General features: G+C 64.1%; 11 protein-coding genes. 5 read left to right on the top strand and 6 right to left on the bottom strand.

What is annotated here, in order from left to right:
- Nucleotides 1–14 precede the first annotated feature (14 nt).
- Nucleotides 15–2,063: a M14 family zinc carboxypeptidase gene (locus LWC34_RS09435; protein WP_233724611.1), complete on the top strand. Its 2,049-nt coding sequence runs from the start codon at nt 15–17 to the stop codon at nt 2,061–2,063.
- A 95-nt stretch (nt 2,064–2,158) separates the two neighbouring features.
- Here LWC34_RS09435 and LWC34_RS09430 read toward each other — a convergent pair whose 3' ends face one another.
- Nucleotides 2,159–3,085, bottom strand: coding sequence for an NAD(P)/FAD-dependent oxidoreductase (locus tag LWC34_RS09430; RefSeq protein ID WP_233724610.1), 927 nt, complete (start codon nt 3,083–3,085; stop codon nt 2,159–2,161).
- A 173-nt stretch (nt 3,086–3,258) separates the two neighbouring features.
- Between LWC34_RS09430 and LWC34_RS09425 the strand changes: the two genes are divergently transcribed.
- Nucleotides 3,259–4,443, top strand: coding sequence for a zinc-dependent alcohol dehydrogenase (locus tag LWC34_RS09425; RefSeq protein ID WP_233724609.1), 1,185 nt, complete (start codon nt 3,259–3,261; stop codon nt 4,441–4,443).
- 183 nt (nt 4,444–4,626) lie between these two features.
- Complete coding sequence (locus tag LWC34_RS09420; protein ID WP_233724608.1) at nt 4,627–5,586, top strand: Ppx/GppA phosphatase family protein; 960 nt, start codon at nt 4,627–4,629, stop codon at nt 5,584–5,586.
- Nucleotides 5,587–5,593: 7 nt separating this feature from the next.
- On the opposite strand, the gene cysC is transcribed toward LWC34_RS09420, so the two are convergent.
- Nucleotides 5,594–7,429 carry an adenylyl-sulfate kinase gene (gene cysC, locus LWC34_RS09415; RefSeq protein ID WP_233724607.1) on the bottom strand — a complete coding sequence of 612 codons (1,836 nt, stop codon included), beginning with the start codon at nt 7,427–7,429 and terminating at the stop codon, nt 5,594–5,596.
- Nucleotides 7,429–8,361 (bottom strand): sulfate adenylyltransferase subunit CysD, encoded by a 933-nt coding sequence (cysD, locus tag LWC34_RS09410; protein WP_233724606.1) that lies wholly within the window; start codon nt 8,359–8,361, stop codon nt 7,429–7,431. Before cysD ends, cysC begins: the two co-directional genes overlap by 1 nt.
- A gap of 62 nt (nt 8,362–8,423) precedes the next feature.
- Here cysD and LWC34_RS09405 point away from each other — a divergent pair, with 62 nt between their 5' ends.
- Together LWC34_RS09405 and LWC34_RS09400 are read left to right on the top strand one after the other, a co-directional pair.
- Nucleotides 8,424–9,008 (top strand): GNAT family N-acetyltransferase, encoded by a 585-nt coding sequence (locus LWC34_RS09405; protein WP_233724605.1) that lies wholly within the window; start codon nt 8,424–8,426, stop codon nt 9,006–9,008.
- 208 nt (nt 9,009–9,216) lie between these two features.
- Nucleotides 9,217–10,094, top strand: a protein-coding gene (locus LWC34_RS09400; RefSeq protein ID WP_417448663.1) for an IS5 family transposase whose coding sequence is annotated in 2 segments (ribosomal slippage) — nt 9,217–9,610 and nt 9,610–10,094 — 879 coding nt in all. Because the reading frame shifts where the segments join, the coding sequence is not laid out codon by codon here.
- Nucleotides 10,095–10,263: 169 nt separating this feature from the next.
- On the opposite strand, the gene LWC34_RS09395 is transcribed toward LWC34_RS09400, so the two are convergent.
- The 3 genes from LWC34_RS09395 to LWC34_RS09385 all read right to left on the bottom strand — a co-directional run bounded on the left by LWC34_RS09395 (nt 10,264) and on the right by LWC34_RS09385 (nt 13,951).
- Nucleotides 10,264–10,857 carry a CGNR zinc finger domain-containing protein gene (locus LWC34_RS09395; protein ID WP_233724604.1) on the bottom strand — a complete coding sequence of 198 codons (594 nt, stop codon included), beginning with the start codon at nt 10,855–10,857 and terminating at the stop codon, nt 10,264–10,266.
- Between the two features lie 44 nt (nt 10,858–10,901).
- The gene (locus LWC34_RS09390; protein ID WP_233724603.1) at nt 10,902–12,314 is read right to left on the bottom strand and encodes an MFS transporter; all 1,413 of its coding nucleotides are present in this window, start codon (nt 12,312–12,314) and stop codon (nt 10,902–10,904) included.
- 386 nt (nt 12,315–12,700) lie between these two features.
- Nucleotides 12,701–13,951 (bottom strand): aspartate kinase, encoded by a 1,251-nt coding sequence (locus LWC34_RS09385; RefSeq protein WP_233724602.1) that lies wholly within the window; start codon nt 13,949–13,951, stop codon nt 12,701–12,703.
- Between the last annotated feature and the right edge of the window lie 3 nt (nt 13,952–13,954).

The raw sequence follows: 13,954 nt of genomic DNA, 5'->3' as shown, positions 1-13,954 counted from the left end.
GTCTGGGAGGCGTCATGACGAAACGCGGATGGGGTCTTGCGACCACCACCCTGCTCCTGCTGTCCACCGTCACCTACAGCTTCTCCGCAGCCGCCGAACCCGCGGTCCCGTCGGATGAGCTCGCTCTTGTCCGGGTACAACTGCCGAACGAGGCCATGTTCGACGACCTGCTCGCCAGTGGCGCGGACATCGCCGCGAAGCCGCGCAGAGACGACGGGACCATCCTGGTCGATCTCGTCGTGGCCGGTAGCCAGCTCGACGCGTTGACCACGCGCGGCGCGAAGACCATTCAGGTGATCCAGCGTCCTGGCGACGCGCAGGCTCGATTCGCCGAGTCCAAGCGCGCCGAAGCGCAGCGTGCCGCCGCGGACACCTTGCACTTCCTGTCCGCCAACTGGTGGACGTCTGAAGGCCGTACATATCTGCAGACGCAGGTGACGACAACCGCAATCGCCAACCCGGATGTCGAGATCACGGTCAACTGGACGACCGCGAACGGCACAACCGGTTCATTCCCCTTGCAGCGCTTCAGCGACGCGGGCGAGTACCAGTACCACGTCGCCGTACCGCAACTCCTGCCCGCTCAGCCGACGAAGGTGACGGCCTCGTCCAGCCTTGGCGGGGTCACCCGCGCGATCACGCCCACGGCGTGGCCAGGGTCTACCCCACCGCCACCGCCTGCCGGGTACCAGAAGGACTTCATCGACGCGTACATGACGCCGACGGACATCAAGGCGCGGATCGCGCGCCTCGGGCGTCAGTATCCGCAGCTGGTCGATGTCCTTGACCTGCCGCACAAGACCCAGGGGTATCGCCGCACGGCCACGGCCTACCTCGGCAACCCGGCGACCGCGGCGGTTGTCGTGGAGTCCAAGCAATTCGGCGACCAGGGCGCGAATGGCTGGCAGGTCAAGACGGTCAACCCGGGCAAACCTAACCAGTCCGCGCAGGCCACTTGGCGTGACCGCGTCCTGACCGTCACGCTCGCGACCGACGCGGCCGGTGCGGTGATCAGTACGACCGATCAGGTCGCGGCGCTGATCTCGGCACGCTTCCCGCAGCGGTTCAACGCGTTCGTCGAGGACGGCTCGGCGGGCAAGGTCATGCCCGTCGCCGGACCGACGATGATGAGCGACGGGCTCGACGGTTCGGTGTCACGTAAGCCGTGGACCGTGCAGGCGCTGCGGATCGGCGTGCATCGCGACGGTTCTCGCATCGGCGTGCTCGCGTACTCGCAGGAGCATGCGCGGGAGTGGGCGACTCCGCTTGTCACGATGGAGTTCGCCGAGCGGTTACTTGCCAACTACGCCACGGATGCCGCGACCCGGCAGCTGCTGGAGAACGTGGACGTGTTCGTGCTGCCGACGGTCAACCCGGATGGCGCGAACTATTCGTTCTACGACGCCAATTTCCAGCGCAAGAGCCTGGTGAACCACTGCACGGGCGCGCAGCGCGATCCGCGTTTCGCTGATTCGTGGGGTGTGGACATCAACCGCAACTACACGGTCGGCTCGGTGTTCGACGGTTTTGTCGGTGCGACGAGCACGAACTGCCTGTCCGGCAACTACTCGGGCCCGGCCGAGCTGACGGAAGCGGAGTCGAGCAACGTCATCGCACTGGCCAAGGCACACGAGAACATCAAGTTCGCGATGAACGTGCACAGCTACGGCGGGTATTTCATGTGGCCGCCGGGTGCGTACGCCATGCCTGGCCGGATCACGTTGCCCCGGCCGTCGGCTGAGGAAGGGGCGATGTTCCAGGCTTCGGCCAAACGGATCGTTGGCGCGATCGCGGCATCCCGGGGCACGGTGACGTGGCCTTCGCAGACCGGGCCCGTCGCGGATGTGCTGTACTCGGCGGCTGGCAACTCGGCTGACCAGCTGTATTACGAGCTCGGGGTCTTCGCGTGGGACTTCGAGGTCGGCAATGACCGCTGGAACCCGCAGACGAACCAGTGGGAAGGCGTCGGCTTCCAGCCGCCGTACGACGAGGCACACGCGGAGTCCCAGGAGTACGCCGACGGCCTGATGGAGCTGCTAAGAGTCGCTCAGGATTATCAATAGGTCTGTCGTGAGTGGTTAGCCGTGTTAGAACACGGCTAACCACTCACGAGGTCAGTTTTGTCACTGCTGCCACTATTGCTGCTCGCAGCTTGGCGTCAGCGGATTCTCCCGCGGCCTCGCGCAGCTTCGTACGTGCCTGCCCAACAGGCCGCCTGGTCAAGCGGATGGTCGGCCAGCCATGGAAACCGGCCGGTCGCCTCGATCAGGGTCTGCTCCATCCACGACCAGTCCACAATGGTCTGATAACCGGGTGTCTCGTCCGGCCTGCTGAGTCCGAACAGCACGCGATCCCCTTCGCTACGAAGGAAAGCGCCGGTTGCGACGTCGACGGTCATCGGCAGCTTCCGGGTCGACGCGCCGGGTGCCGTCGCATAGATGTTGCGGCGTAAGTGACAGACCGGAACTTCAAGTCCCGCAAGGACTGCGACCTCACCACTCCAGCCACCGGCCGCGTTCACCACATGCTGCGCGTGGAACGTCCGCTCCCCCGCTGTGACAGCCCAACCATCATCGGACTCAATACTCGTCACCCGATGGCTGAACAACACTCGTGCACCCAAATCCTTGGCACGGCCGGGAAACAACGTCGTCAGGAGGTGTGGGTCGACCACGCCATCGGCAGGTCCGAGCGTCCCACCACCTACACCTTCCGGGCTGAACGGCGTAAGTCGCTGCGCGGACGGCACATCCAGTATTTCCACTGGCACGCCAAGCTGATGTTGCAAGTCGACGCTCGCGAGATGATCGCCCCACGCATGCTCAGGCACCAGAAGCACATAGCCGTGCGGGAAGTAGCCGGCCTCGTACCGCTGGAAGCAATCGCGAATGCTTCGCCAGGTCATCAGGATGTTAACCGGGTCAGCCCACCGCACGCGCACGCAGGCGAACGACCGGCCTGTACTGCCTTGCGCGGGCCCGGAAAACGCCTCGAGCACAGTGACGTCAAGTCCTGCTCGGGCGAGATGAAAGGCCGCACTCGCGCCGATTGCCCCGGCTCCGATGACAAGCACGTCGCTGCGCATCGTTCCTCCTCGCATGCCCCTTGAGCGCACGGTAGGACAGCGCGGGCGTCTTCGGCTTCGTCCCGGATTCGAACCGGATTCGAAGATGTGCCCGGAATACCTCGACGGCTGTCGAACCGGCGTTTCGCCTGGCGCTGGCTGGCAACACTGAAGATGGCCGAAAGGGGTGTGAAATGAAAGCAGTGACGTGGCATGGGCGGCGTGATGTCCGGGTGGACACGGTGCCGGATCCCGTGATCAAGAAACCGACCGACGTGATCGTCCGGATCACATCGAGCGGAATCTGTGGGTCGGACCTGCATCTGTACGAAGTCATGGGCCCGTTCATGGGCGAGGGCGACATCCTCGGCCACGAACCCATGGGCGTCGTGGAAGAAGTCGGCGCGGAGGTCACCGCGCTCAAGACAGGCGACCGCGTGGTCGTGCCGTTCAATATCTCCTGTGGCAAGTGCTTCATGTGTGATCAGGGCTTGCAGTCCCAGTGCGAGACCACGCAGGTTCGTGAACAGGGAATGGGCGCCGCCCTGTTCGGTTACACCAAGCTTTATGGGCAAGTTCCTGGTGGCCAGGCGGAGTATCTGCGTGTGCCGTTTGGCAATACCCTGCCGGTGAAAGTCCCGGACGGACCATCGGATGACCGGTTCGTCTACCTTTCCGACGTTCTGCCAACGGCTTGGCAGGGCGTCAAATACGCCGACGTCCCCGCGGACGGTAGTCTGGTCGTGCTTGGCCTCGGGCCGATCGGTGACATGGCCACGCGTGTGGCCCGCCATCTCGGGATACGCCAAGTGATCGGCGTCGACCTCGTGCCAGAACGACTGCAGCGCGCCAAGGACAATGGCGTCGAAACGCTGGATTGGTTGGAGCACAGGGGCGAGTTGACCGATGTGATTCGCGGTATCACGAACGGCCGTGGCCCCGATTCGGTTATCGACGCGGTCGGAATGGAAGCGCACGGCTCTCCCGTGGCCAAGGTTGCCCATCAAATCACCGGTTTGCTGCCGGATGCCGTCGCGGCCAAGTTCATGCGGAAAGCAGGCGTTGATCGGCTGAACGCGCTGATGTTGGCATTCGACATCGTGCGACGGGGCGGTACCGTGTCACTGTCCGGTGTGTACGGTGGAATGGCCGATCCGATGCCTGTGCTGACCCTTTTCGACAAGCAGATCCAGCTTCGGATGGGCCAGGCAAACGTCCGGCGATGGGTGGACGACATCATGCCGTTGCTCACTGATGACGACCCGCTTGGTGTGGACAGCTTCGCGACACATCATTTGCCGCTCACCGACGCCCCGCGTGCCTACGAGACGTTCCAGAAGAAGCAGAACGGCATGGTCAAAGTACTTCTGCGCCCGTGATTTCTCGTTGACGGTGTTCCAACCGGTACGTCCGCTCTGACCAAGCCTAATGCGCGTAACGCTGCGTGCGGTACGACCGACAGGGGTAGAGGGGTACCCGGACGTGGCACGAACAAACACCGGGTTTTCGGCTGCCACAGTGGGGTAAGTAGTATTTCTGCCCCAAAGGGAACGAGGTGACCGATGCGCGGACCTGCGAGACGGGTGGGTGTGCTGGACATCGGCTGTTTCAGTGCGCACGTCATGGTCATCGACCGGACCGACGGATCGCCGCTGCGGCCGACCTACAACCACAAGGTGCGACTCCGCCTTGACCACGCGCTGGACAAGAACGGCAGGCTCAGCAGCGACGGTGTCGAGCAGGTCAGCCGGGCCGTCACCGAGATTGTGCGACGGGTCCGGCACGACGTCGACCTGTTGGCGTTCGCGACCTCGTCAATCAGGGACGCGGTGAACGCGGAACGCGTGATCAGGCAAGTAGCCCGCCGAACCGGCGTCGAACTGCTGACATTCACCGGCGAACAAGAAGCGCACCTGTCCTACATCGCGGCCCGCCACTGGTTCGGCCACTCCTCAGGCCCACTCACCGTCCTGGACGTCGGCGGCGGCACAGCGGAAGTAGCCGCGGGCACCGGCACTCGGCCACACACCACGATCTCGCTTCCCTTTGGCGCCAGGACACTCACGCAGTGGGGCGTCGACAACGGCTTGTCACTACGAAAGCTGCGCGACAACGTCTCAGCGGATGTGGAAAAAGCTTTGCAAGACACAGATCTTGCTGGGCTCGCTGTGGGTTGTTCGAAGGTGATGCAGCAGTTGGCGCGGTTGACCGGGGCCCGTCCGCAGCGGGAAGGACCGTTCGTGGAGCGGAATCTGCGCCTGCACGACCTGCGCCGCTGGATTCCCCGGCTGGCCGGTCTCACCGCGGCGCAGCGAGCCGAACTGCCAGGGATCTCCCGCCATCGTGCCCGGCAGTCACTTGCCGGTGCTGTGGTGGTCGAGGCCCTGCTGGCCGCGACTGGCCACGAATCCGTCCGGATCTGCCCGTGGTCGACGCAAGAAGGGCTGCTCCTTGAACTGCTGGAATGGCCTGGGAGCGTTGCCAGCTGGGTATACGACGTGTCCGCCAAACAACCGGCGTAGGTTCCAACTAACTTCGCAGGAACGCGCACAGCTCGTCCGCCGCGTCATCGAGCGAGCCTGAGCCGTCGACCACCAGGTCGGGGTGCTCCGGTGGTTCGTAGGCCTGGCCGACGCCGGTCATGTTCGGCAGGGTTCCGGCCTTTGCCTTGGCATAAAGTCCTTTCGGGTCACGGCTGGCGCACACATCTGCCGGGGTGTTGACCCAGACCTCGGCGAAGTCGCCGGGTTGGAACAGGCTCTTGGCCACTGCGCGGTCGGTCCGGAACGGCGAGACCAGCGCGACGATCACGATCAGCCCGGAGTCCAGCAGGATCCGGCTCACCTCGGCGACGCGGCGGACGTTCTCCGCGCGGGCCTCGGGCGTGAATCCGAGGTCCTTGTTCAGTCCACTCCGGACATTGTCACCGTCAAGCACATAGGTGTGCAGCCCCAAGGCATGCAGCCGTCGTTCCAGGGCATCGGCGAGCGTCGACTTGCCTGACCCGGGCAGGCCGGTCAGCCAGAGCACTGTGGACCGCTGACCTTTTTGCTGTTGGCGCGCATCACGGTCCACAGTGTATGCATGGGGAACGACGTTACGACCGCGCCGCAACGCGTACCGGACCATGCCTGCCGCGACGGTTTCCTTGCTGACTCGGTCCACGAGCAGGAAACTGCCTGTTTCACGGCAGGTCTTGTAGCTGTCCAGGCAGATCGGGGTGTCGGTGGTCAGTTCGACCGTGCCGATGTCGTTGAGGCCCAGTGTGCGCGCGGCGAGTTTGGTGCCGGATACGACCTCAAGCCTGTCACGCACGTTCGTGACCACAGCAGGCACGGTCCGCGATCCCGCCGACAGCAAGTAGGAGCGGCCGTGGCGCAGTGGTTCCTCGGCGGTCCAGACCAGCGTGGCTGAGCATGCCGTTGCCGGGGCAAGTCCGTTGTGGCGGGTGTCGGGTGTGGTCAGCAGGTCGCCACGGCGGATGTCGACGTCGTCGGTCAACGTCACTGTCACCGGAGTGCCAGGCCGGGCCATATCGAGTTCGTTGCCGCCTGGGCCGAGCACCCTGTCGATCTTCGATTCCACGCCGCTGCCCGCCACCGCCACAGGGTCGCCCGGTTGGAGCGTGCTGCCGACCACCATGCCCGCGAAGCCGCGGAAGTCGTCCGCCCGGATCACGTACTGAACTGGCAACCGGTAGTCACCATCCGCCCGAGATTCGACAGGCTCCCAAGTGGACAGCGCTTCGAGCAGCGTCGGCCCCTTGTACCAAGGCAGATTCGGCGACGGCTCGACCACATTGTCCCCGCCGAGCGCGCTTGCCGGCAGCACGCTGGCCGTAACACCCAGATCGTTCGCTGCCGCAAGGACTTCATTTGACAGGTTCGTGAACAACGCGCGATCGTAGGAGACCGCGTCAAGTTTGTTGACCGCCGCGATGACAGTCCGCACACCCATCAGCGCACAGATCGCCAAGTGCCTATAGGTCTGTTCACGGACTCCTTTCGTGGCATCGACAAGTAGGATCGCGACGTCCGCTGTGGACGCTGCGACCGCCATGTTCCGCGTGTATTGCTCGTGTCCTGGCGCGTCGGCGATGATCACCCGCCGCCCGGACGGCAGGTCGAGAAAACGGTAGGCGACGTCAATGGTGATGCCTTGCTCGTGCTCTGCCTCCAATCCGTCCGTCAGCAACGAGTAGTCCACTTCGCCAACGGGAATCGTGGAACCGCCGCGCCTCGTCTGCGTCGCGTAGTCGAGCTCGTCCTTTGTCGCGCCACCGGTTGTGGCGAGTAAGCGACCGATCAAAGTGGACTTTCCGTCGTCGACCGAGCCGCACGCGATCACCCGAAGTACCGAGACCATCAGAAGTACCCCTCCGACTTCTTGCTCTCCATGGACGTACCGCCGCCATCGCCGTCGATGAGCCTGCCCGCGCGCTCGGACCTGTTGTCGACCCGCATCTCGTCGATGATCTCGTCGACGTTCGAAGCCTTGGACTCCACGGCGGCGGTCAGCGGGTAGCACCCGAGGGTGCGGAACCGGACTTGGCGCATTTCCGGCCGTTCGCCGGGTTCAAGCGGATAACGGTCGTCATCCACCATGATCAAGGCACCCTTCCGTTTGACGACCGGGCGCTGCGCGGCGAAGTACAGTGGCACCACCGGGATTCGTTCCCGCCGGATGTAGCGCCAGATATCCAGCTCGGTCCAATTGGACAGTGGGAACACCCGCATTGTCTGCCCCTCAGCCAGTTCGGTGTTCGCCGACCACCAGAATTCCGGGCGCTGGGAGCGTGGTTCCCAGCGATGCCCAGGCTCGCGCAGGGAGAAGACCCTTTCCTTGGCGCGCGAGCGTTCCTCGTCGCGCCGCGCACCGCCGATCGCCGCGTCGAATCCGCTGTCGTCGAGCGCCTTTCGCAGTGTCACAGTCTTCTTGATCCGCGTGTATTCGTGCGTGCCGTGGCTGAACGGCGTCGCCTCGTCCGGATTGGTGTGCACGCGTAGGTCCAGCCCTTGCTGTTGGGCCGTGTCATCGCGGAACGCGATCATTTCGCGGAACTTCCAGCCGGTGTCGACGTGCACGACCGGGAACGGCATCCGGCCCGGCGCGAAAGCCTTGGTGGCCAAGTGAAGCAGCACCGAGGAGTCCTTGCCGATCGAGTACAGCAACACCGGTTTGCGGAACGATCCGGCGACTTCCCGCATCACGTGGATCGCTTCCGCTTCGAGCACGTCGAGTACGCCTTCTTCGGCCACCTCTCGCCCCTCTGCTGTCGCTGGCACAGATAACCCCATGGCCCCAGAGTAACCCATAAAGTGCGTGTTTACGGTTACTAGCCTGTGGGTATCCCCTCGTCATGACCAAGACGAAATCCGGTGCACTGAAGGTCAAAGATCTGACCAAGGCGACCTGGAACGACTTCGAATCGGTGATGGGCAGCAACGGCGGCGCCAGCGGCTGTTGGTGCATGCACTGGCGACTGTCCATTGCGGAGTTCATGGAGCAGAAGGGCGACGGGAACAAGAAGTCGATGAAGCGGCTCAGCCAACGCAAACAGCCGCCGGGTGTCGTCATCTACGAAGACGACGATCCCGTGGCGTGGTGCTCACTGGGACCGCGCGGCGACTTTTCCAGGCTCGAGCGCTCGCCACTGCTCAAGGAAGTCGACGACACCCCGGTCTGCTCGATCGCGTGCATCTACGTGGAGAAAAAGCACCGCAAGTCCGGCCTGATGCCCGCCATTCTCGACGCCGTCTGCGACTACGCCGCGGCACATGGCTACACGACCGTCGAGGGTTATCCGATTGAGCCTGCCAAGGGGAAGAAGGCCGGTCCGGACAGCGTGATGACCGGAGTCGCCAGTGCTTTCGTCAAGGCCGGGTTCGACGAGGTGAGCCGCCCACGCAAGGACCGGCCGATCATGCGAAGGACCGTCAGCTAGGGCGTGTTTCGAATGTCCCGGTCGATGAGAGGCAGGATCGGGGTGGTTCCTGGCGACGCCGCGGTGACGCCGCGAATACTGGTTGTCTTTGGGCGTTGCCGCGGTGGCGTCAGGGGCCGCATCCGGCCTGGCTATCGCGATCGGGCATTTGAAACACGCCCTAGGGCCTGTTTCACAAGTTGATCAAGGTTTGAGATGATCTTGATTCGTGGGGCGTGGTGATCTGACCAACGAGCAGTGGGCGAAGCTGGAACCCTTGCTGCCCAGGGGCAAGAAGCCTGGCAGGCCGCCGAAGCATGCGAAGCGGAAGCTTATTGACGGGATCCGGTTTCGGGTTCGAACCGGTGTGCCGTGGCGGGATCTGCCGGAGCGTTACGGCCCGTGGGAGACGGTGTATGGCTTGTTCCGGCGGTGGCAACGGGATGGCACGTGGAAGAGGATTCTGGTCGCGTTGCAGGCGGACGCGGACGCTGCGGGCCTGATCACCTGGGATGTCAGCGTGGACTCCACGGTGGCTCGTGCGCACCAGCACGCGGCTGGTGCGCGTCAAAAGGGGATCTCCAGAAGGAGTCTCCGGGCGGGGTCGAGGTCGAACCGGCCGATCACGGGCTGGGGCGCTCCCGAGGCGGGTTGACGACCAAGACTCACCTGGCGGTCGAGCAGGGACAAAAGCCCTTATCAATCGTGATCACCGCTGGCCAGCGAGGTGACTCGCCCCAGTTTCAGGTGGTGCTCGACCGTATCCGGGTACCCCGGCGGGATCGCGGTCGGCCGCGCTGCCGCCCGAATCGGGTGCTCGGCGACAAAGCCTACGGGTCCCGCGCCAACCGCGCCTACCTGCGCAGGCGCGGTATCCGCTGCACCATCCCGGACAAGGCCGACCAGGTCCGCAACCGCAAGAACAAGGGCTCACACGGAGGACGACCACCCGCATTCGACAAGGAGATCTACAAGCAACGGCACGCTGTCGAGTGCGGGATCAACCGTCTCAAACGAAACCGAGCCGTCGCCACCAGATACGACAAGCTCGCCGTTCGCTACGAAACCACGGTCACCATCGCAGCGATCAACGAGTGGCTCCCATGACTTTCGAAACAGACCCTAGTGCCGCGTAACCCTGTTCCCTTGGCCTTGCTGGGGCTCGAATCGTCCCTGGCGGCACCGGCCGGAACGCCGAAAGACAACCAGTATTCCGACGTCCCGGCGTCACCACCAGGAACAATGTGATCTCCCAGCAAGGCGAAAGGGAACAGGATCACACGACACTGGCCGAATGCCGGTGGCGGCTCGCCTTTTCGCGGTTGCCGCAGGTGCTCATGCTGCACCAGCGGCGACGGCCGCCGCGCGAGGAATCCAGGAACATCCAGCCACATCGCCCGCATGCCCTGACCCGCTCGGCAGGCAACGTGAACAACGCTTGGACCGCCAGCAATGACAAGGCCGCGGGAATCGCTCCCGGCGCCGCCCAGTTGACGCGATCAAGGGCGGCGCCGGTTTGCTGCACCCGCTCGGTCCGTACGCCCACCCCGGCGCGTTCGAGAAGGGCACCGAAAGCCTTGTGGGGCAACGCTTCACCGCGTCCGAGCGCGTCGAACACGGCCCACACCTCTTCACGGACAACCTGAACCTGAGCAGGGAGATCCGCGTCCGCCCGCGACGGAATGTCCTCGAACAGGCCGACGGATGCGCACCACGTCAGGACGTCCGCCGGAGTTTTCAGCAGTTCACCGTCTTCAGCCGGATGTTTCCGGTTGAAGACGGTGTTCGTCAGGTCCAGCACCGGATGGCCGCCGACGAAATGTGCTTCCTGCCAGGGCAGCCGGGCTTGAACAGCGGCGAGAGTAACCATTGAAACAATGATATACGGTTTAGCCGCCAATAGCCATGACAGTGCTATGTAACCTCGCCCTTGAACCGCTTCCGGTACAGGACAACCATCAGCACCGCCACGGCCGCGACCCCGGCCGTGCACCACAGAGCCCAGCGCCAGCCCTCAAGACTCGCACCGCCAAAGCTGGCAGCCACCGACGTCACCACACCGATTCCGATGGCCAACCCCAACTGCTGGGATACGTTGATCAATGCACCGGCGGTGGCCCGCCTGCCCTCCTCGACCCGGTTGGTTCCGGCGATGCTCGTCCCGATCAGCGCGATGATGTGCCCGAAGGCGTTGATCGACGTACCGACCAGGATCAGCACGAGTCCGTAGCTCTCGGGCAGGCCGACCATGATCAGGATGCCGACGGTTTCAATGGCGATCGCGGCGACGAGAACACGGTAAAGCCCGAACCGTTCGGTGAGCCGGTCCCCGTAGATGCCCGTGACGATGGCGACCGCGCCCGAGACCGCGAACACCAGACCGGTCAGCAGGACGCTCAACTTCAGATGTGTCTGCACGTAAAGCGTGAGAATGAAGAGCATTCCACCGTACGAGCAGGTCAACAGGAGGTTGATCAGGTTCGCGGGCCCAATAGCGGCACGACGGAAGATGGAGATCGGCAGGAGTGCGCTGTCTTTGCGTGATTCCACCCAGATGAACAGGGCGACGGCCGGTATCGCGATCGCCGCGGACAGCACGATCGGCAACGACGTCCACCCATACTCGCCACCCTCGGTGACGGCGAACACGAGCGCGACGAGCCCGATGGTCACCAAGGCCGTGCCGGGGATGTCGAGATAGCGGGATGCTTTGGTATCCCGGCTCTCCTCAAGGAACTTCCTGGCGACGACACAGGCGAACAGCACAATCGGAACGTTGATGAGGAAGACAGACCGCCAACCGGCGAACTCGGTCAGCACACCACCGAGAACCATGCCCGAGACGAATCCCGCCGACAGCGCGGCACCGTAAATGCCGAGGGCGCGGTCACGCTGGGCGCCTTCCGGGATGGTGGCTTGGAGAAGCCCAAGTCCCGCCGGAGCGATGAACGCGGCGGCAACACCCTGCAGTGCACGGCCCGCGATGAGCACTTCCGGCGACCAGGCAAGCCCGGCGACGAGCGAGGCAAGCATGAAGCCCATCAGGCTCCAGATGAACACACGCTTTCGCCCGTACAGATCGGCGATCCGGCCACCAAGCAGCAGGAAACCGCAGAACGCGAGCGGGTAGGCGGACAGGACCCACGCGAGGCCCGCGCCCGAGGTGAGGCTCAAGCCGTCCCGGATGCTCGGCGCGGCGACGTTGATGATCGAGTAGTCGAGCGCGATCAGGAACTGCGTGCCGCAGATGACGGCGAGCTGCCAGACCTGCCGTGACTCCAGTCTGTTGGCAGCCCGTTCCGTCGTGCGAGCCGATGTTCGCGTCATGCCCCACTCCCCTCGCTTCCGCGACAACTAGTAACCGTTAAAAGCACAAAACAGGGTTACCCGGGTCGGTGTGGCGTTACACCGGTAACAGGCCTGAGGGTGAAGGGACCGTCACGGTACGTGAAGTGCTGTTACGCAAAGTGTGACTGTCCGTCAGCTTCGAGACGGCTGATGGCTACACCGCCGTCGTGCAAGTGAGGGAGCAGAGCACCAAGCACGTTGGGACTCTTGCTGCTGATCGGGATGGGAATGGTGTGGTACGCCTGGCGGCAGATGGCACCAACTGATCCGCCCAAGAAGAAACGCAAGACCGTCCGCTTCGGCACTGAGGAATACAAGTACTGACCGGCCGAGGCCCGGAATCCGGCTGGATTCCGGGCCTCGTCTTAGCCGACCGCACGTTCACGCGGAAGGGACGGCCACCGCTGGGCGGCCAAGAACGTGCGGTGCAGGTAGGTCACCGCGGTGAGGACGTCATGCTCAGCGCAGGTAATGGAGATTCGCCTGGCACTGACGGCCAGATCCCTGACGCCGATGTGGTGGGACTTGAGCGTGTCCAAGACCAGGGGCCGTACCCGGGGATGATGCGCGCGAAACCCGCGTCCCACCAAAGATACCTTCCCCACCGGCCCGGACCAGTGACATTCCGTGAAGGCATCGGCCGCCCGCAGCTCCGCGAGCATCCAGTCGACCTGCTGCCGGTGCGCGGCTTTCACCGTGAACCGCAGGGAGCCGACCTTGTCGCTTGGCGGATATTCGAGCACGTCCACCGACAGCGTCGGATCAGCCAACGCGGCCGTGACCGTGCTCAGTTCGGCAGGGGTGATTCCGTCGAGCTGGCAACGTAATTGGCCCGTCTGATGCGCGACTCCGACCGCGGTCAGCCGTTCGCTCTCGAAGGGCGCGGCTGAGTGGGCGCTGGTCACCCAGGTGCCGCACGTCCCAGTCGCGCTGGATCGCACGTGCACCGGAACGCGATGGTTGCTGGCGTACTCCACGCTCGGATGGGCGAGAACCGAAGCGCCGCTTGACGCCAGTTCGGCCATGTCCCCATAGGACAGATAGTCCATCTTGCGAGCTTCGGCCACATGCCGTGGATCCGCGGTGAACACGCCCTCGACATCGGTCAGGATTTCGCATTCGTCGGCATGCAGCGCCGCGGCCAGCGCGACCGCGGTGGTATCGGAGCCGCCCCGGCTCAAGGTAGTGAGCTCGCCGCTCTGGGCTGCGATGCCCTGAAACCCAGTAACCACAGGAACACAGCCGTCCTGGACGCATTCCCGGACCCGGCTGGCGTCGACGTTGATGATACGCGCGTCACCGTGCACTCCATCGGTGGTGATGCCCGCGTCGCGGCCACTGAACGAGCGAGCAGACACGCCAATTTCGTGCAATGCCATGGCAAGCGCGGCTGCCGAAGCCTGTTCACCGGTGCTGAGCAAGAGATCCAGTTCACGGGCGGGTGGTGCGTCGGTGAGGTCACTTGCCAGATTCACCATCGTGTCGGTGGTTCCGCCCATCGCGGAGACCACCACGACCACTGGTCTGTCCTCGGTGGCTATTCGCCGGGCCGCGCGCCTGATCTTGCTCGCGTCGCCCAACGAGGTTCCGCCGTACTTCTGTATCACCAGATTCATCGG

It is taken from the genome of Kibdelosporangium philippinense (assembly GCF_021390435.2).
Lineage (GTDB): Bacteria > Actinomycetota > Actinomycetes > Mycobacteriales > Pseudonocardiaceae > Kibdelosporangium > Kibdelosporangium philippinense.
Note: the sequence above shows the minus strand (reverse complement) of the source record. Positions and strands in the feature narration are given on the sequence as shown.

Excerpts from the sequence above, each read along its gene's own strand:
- LWC34_RS09435 (WP_233724611.1), top strand. The coding sequence starts at position 15 with ATGACGAAACGCGGATGGGGTCTTGCGACCACCACCCTGCTCCTGCTG.
- LWC34_RS09430 (WP_233724610.1), bottom strand. The coding sequence starts at position 3,085 with ATGCGCAGCGACGTGCTTGTCATCGGAGCCGGGGCAATCGGCGCGAGT.
- LWC34_RS09425 (WP_233724609.1), top strand. The coding sequence starts at position 3,259 with ATGAAAGCAGTGACGTGGCATGGGCGGCGTGATGTCCGGGTGGACACG.
- LWC34_RS09420 (WP_233724608.1), top strand. The coding sequence starts at position 4,627 with ATGCGCGGACCTGCGAGACGGGTGGGTGTGCTGGACATCGGCTGTTTC.
- cysC (WP_233724607.1), bottom strand. The coding sequence starts at position 7,429 with ATGGTCTCGGTACTTCGGGTGATCGCGTGCGGCTCGGTCGACGACGGA.
- cysD (WP_233724606.1), bottom strand. The coding sequence starts at position 8,361 with ATGGGGTTATCTGTGCCAGCGACAGCAGAGGGGCGAGAGGTGGCCGAA.
- LWC34_RS09405 (WP_233724605.1), top strand. The coding sequence starts at position 8,424 with ATGACCAAGACGAAATCCGGTGCACTGAAGGTCAAAGATCTGACCAAG.
- LWC34_RS09395 (WP_233724604.1), bottom strand. The coding sequence starts at position 10,857 with ATGGTTACTCTCGCCGCTGTTCAAGCCCGGCTGCCCTGGCAGGAAGCA.
- LWC34_RS09390 (WP_233724603.1), bottom strand. The coding sequence starts at position 12,314 with ATGACGCGAACATCGGCTCGCACGACGGAACGGGCTGCCAACAGACTG.
- LWC34_RS09385 (WP_233724602.1), bottom strand. The coding sequence starts at position 13,951 with ATGAATCTGGTGATACAGAAGTACGGCGGAACCTCGTTGGGCGACGCG.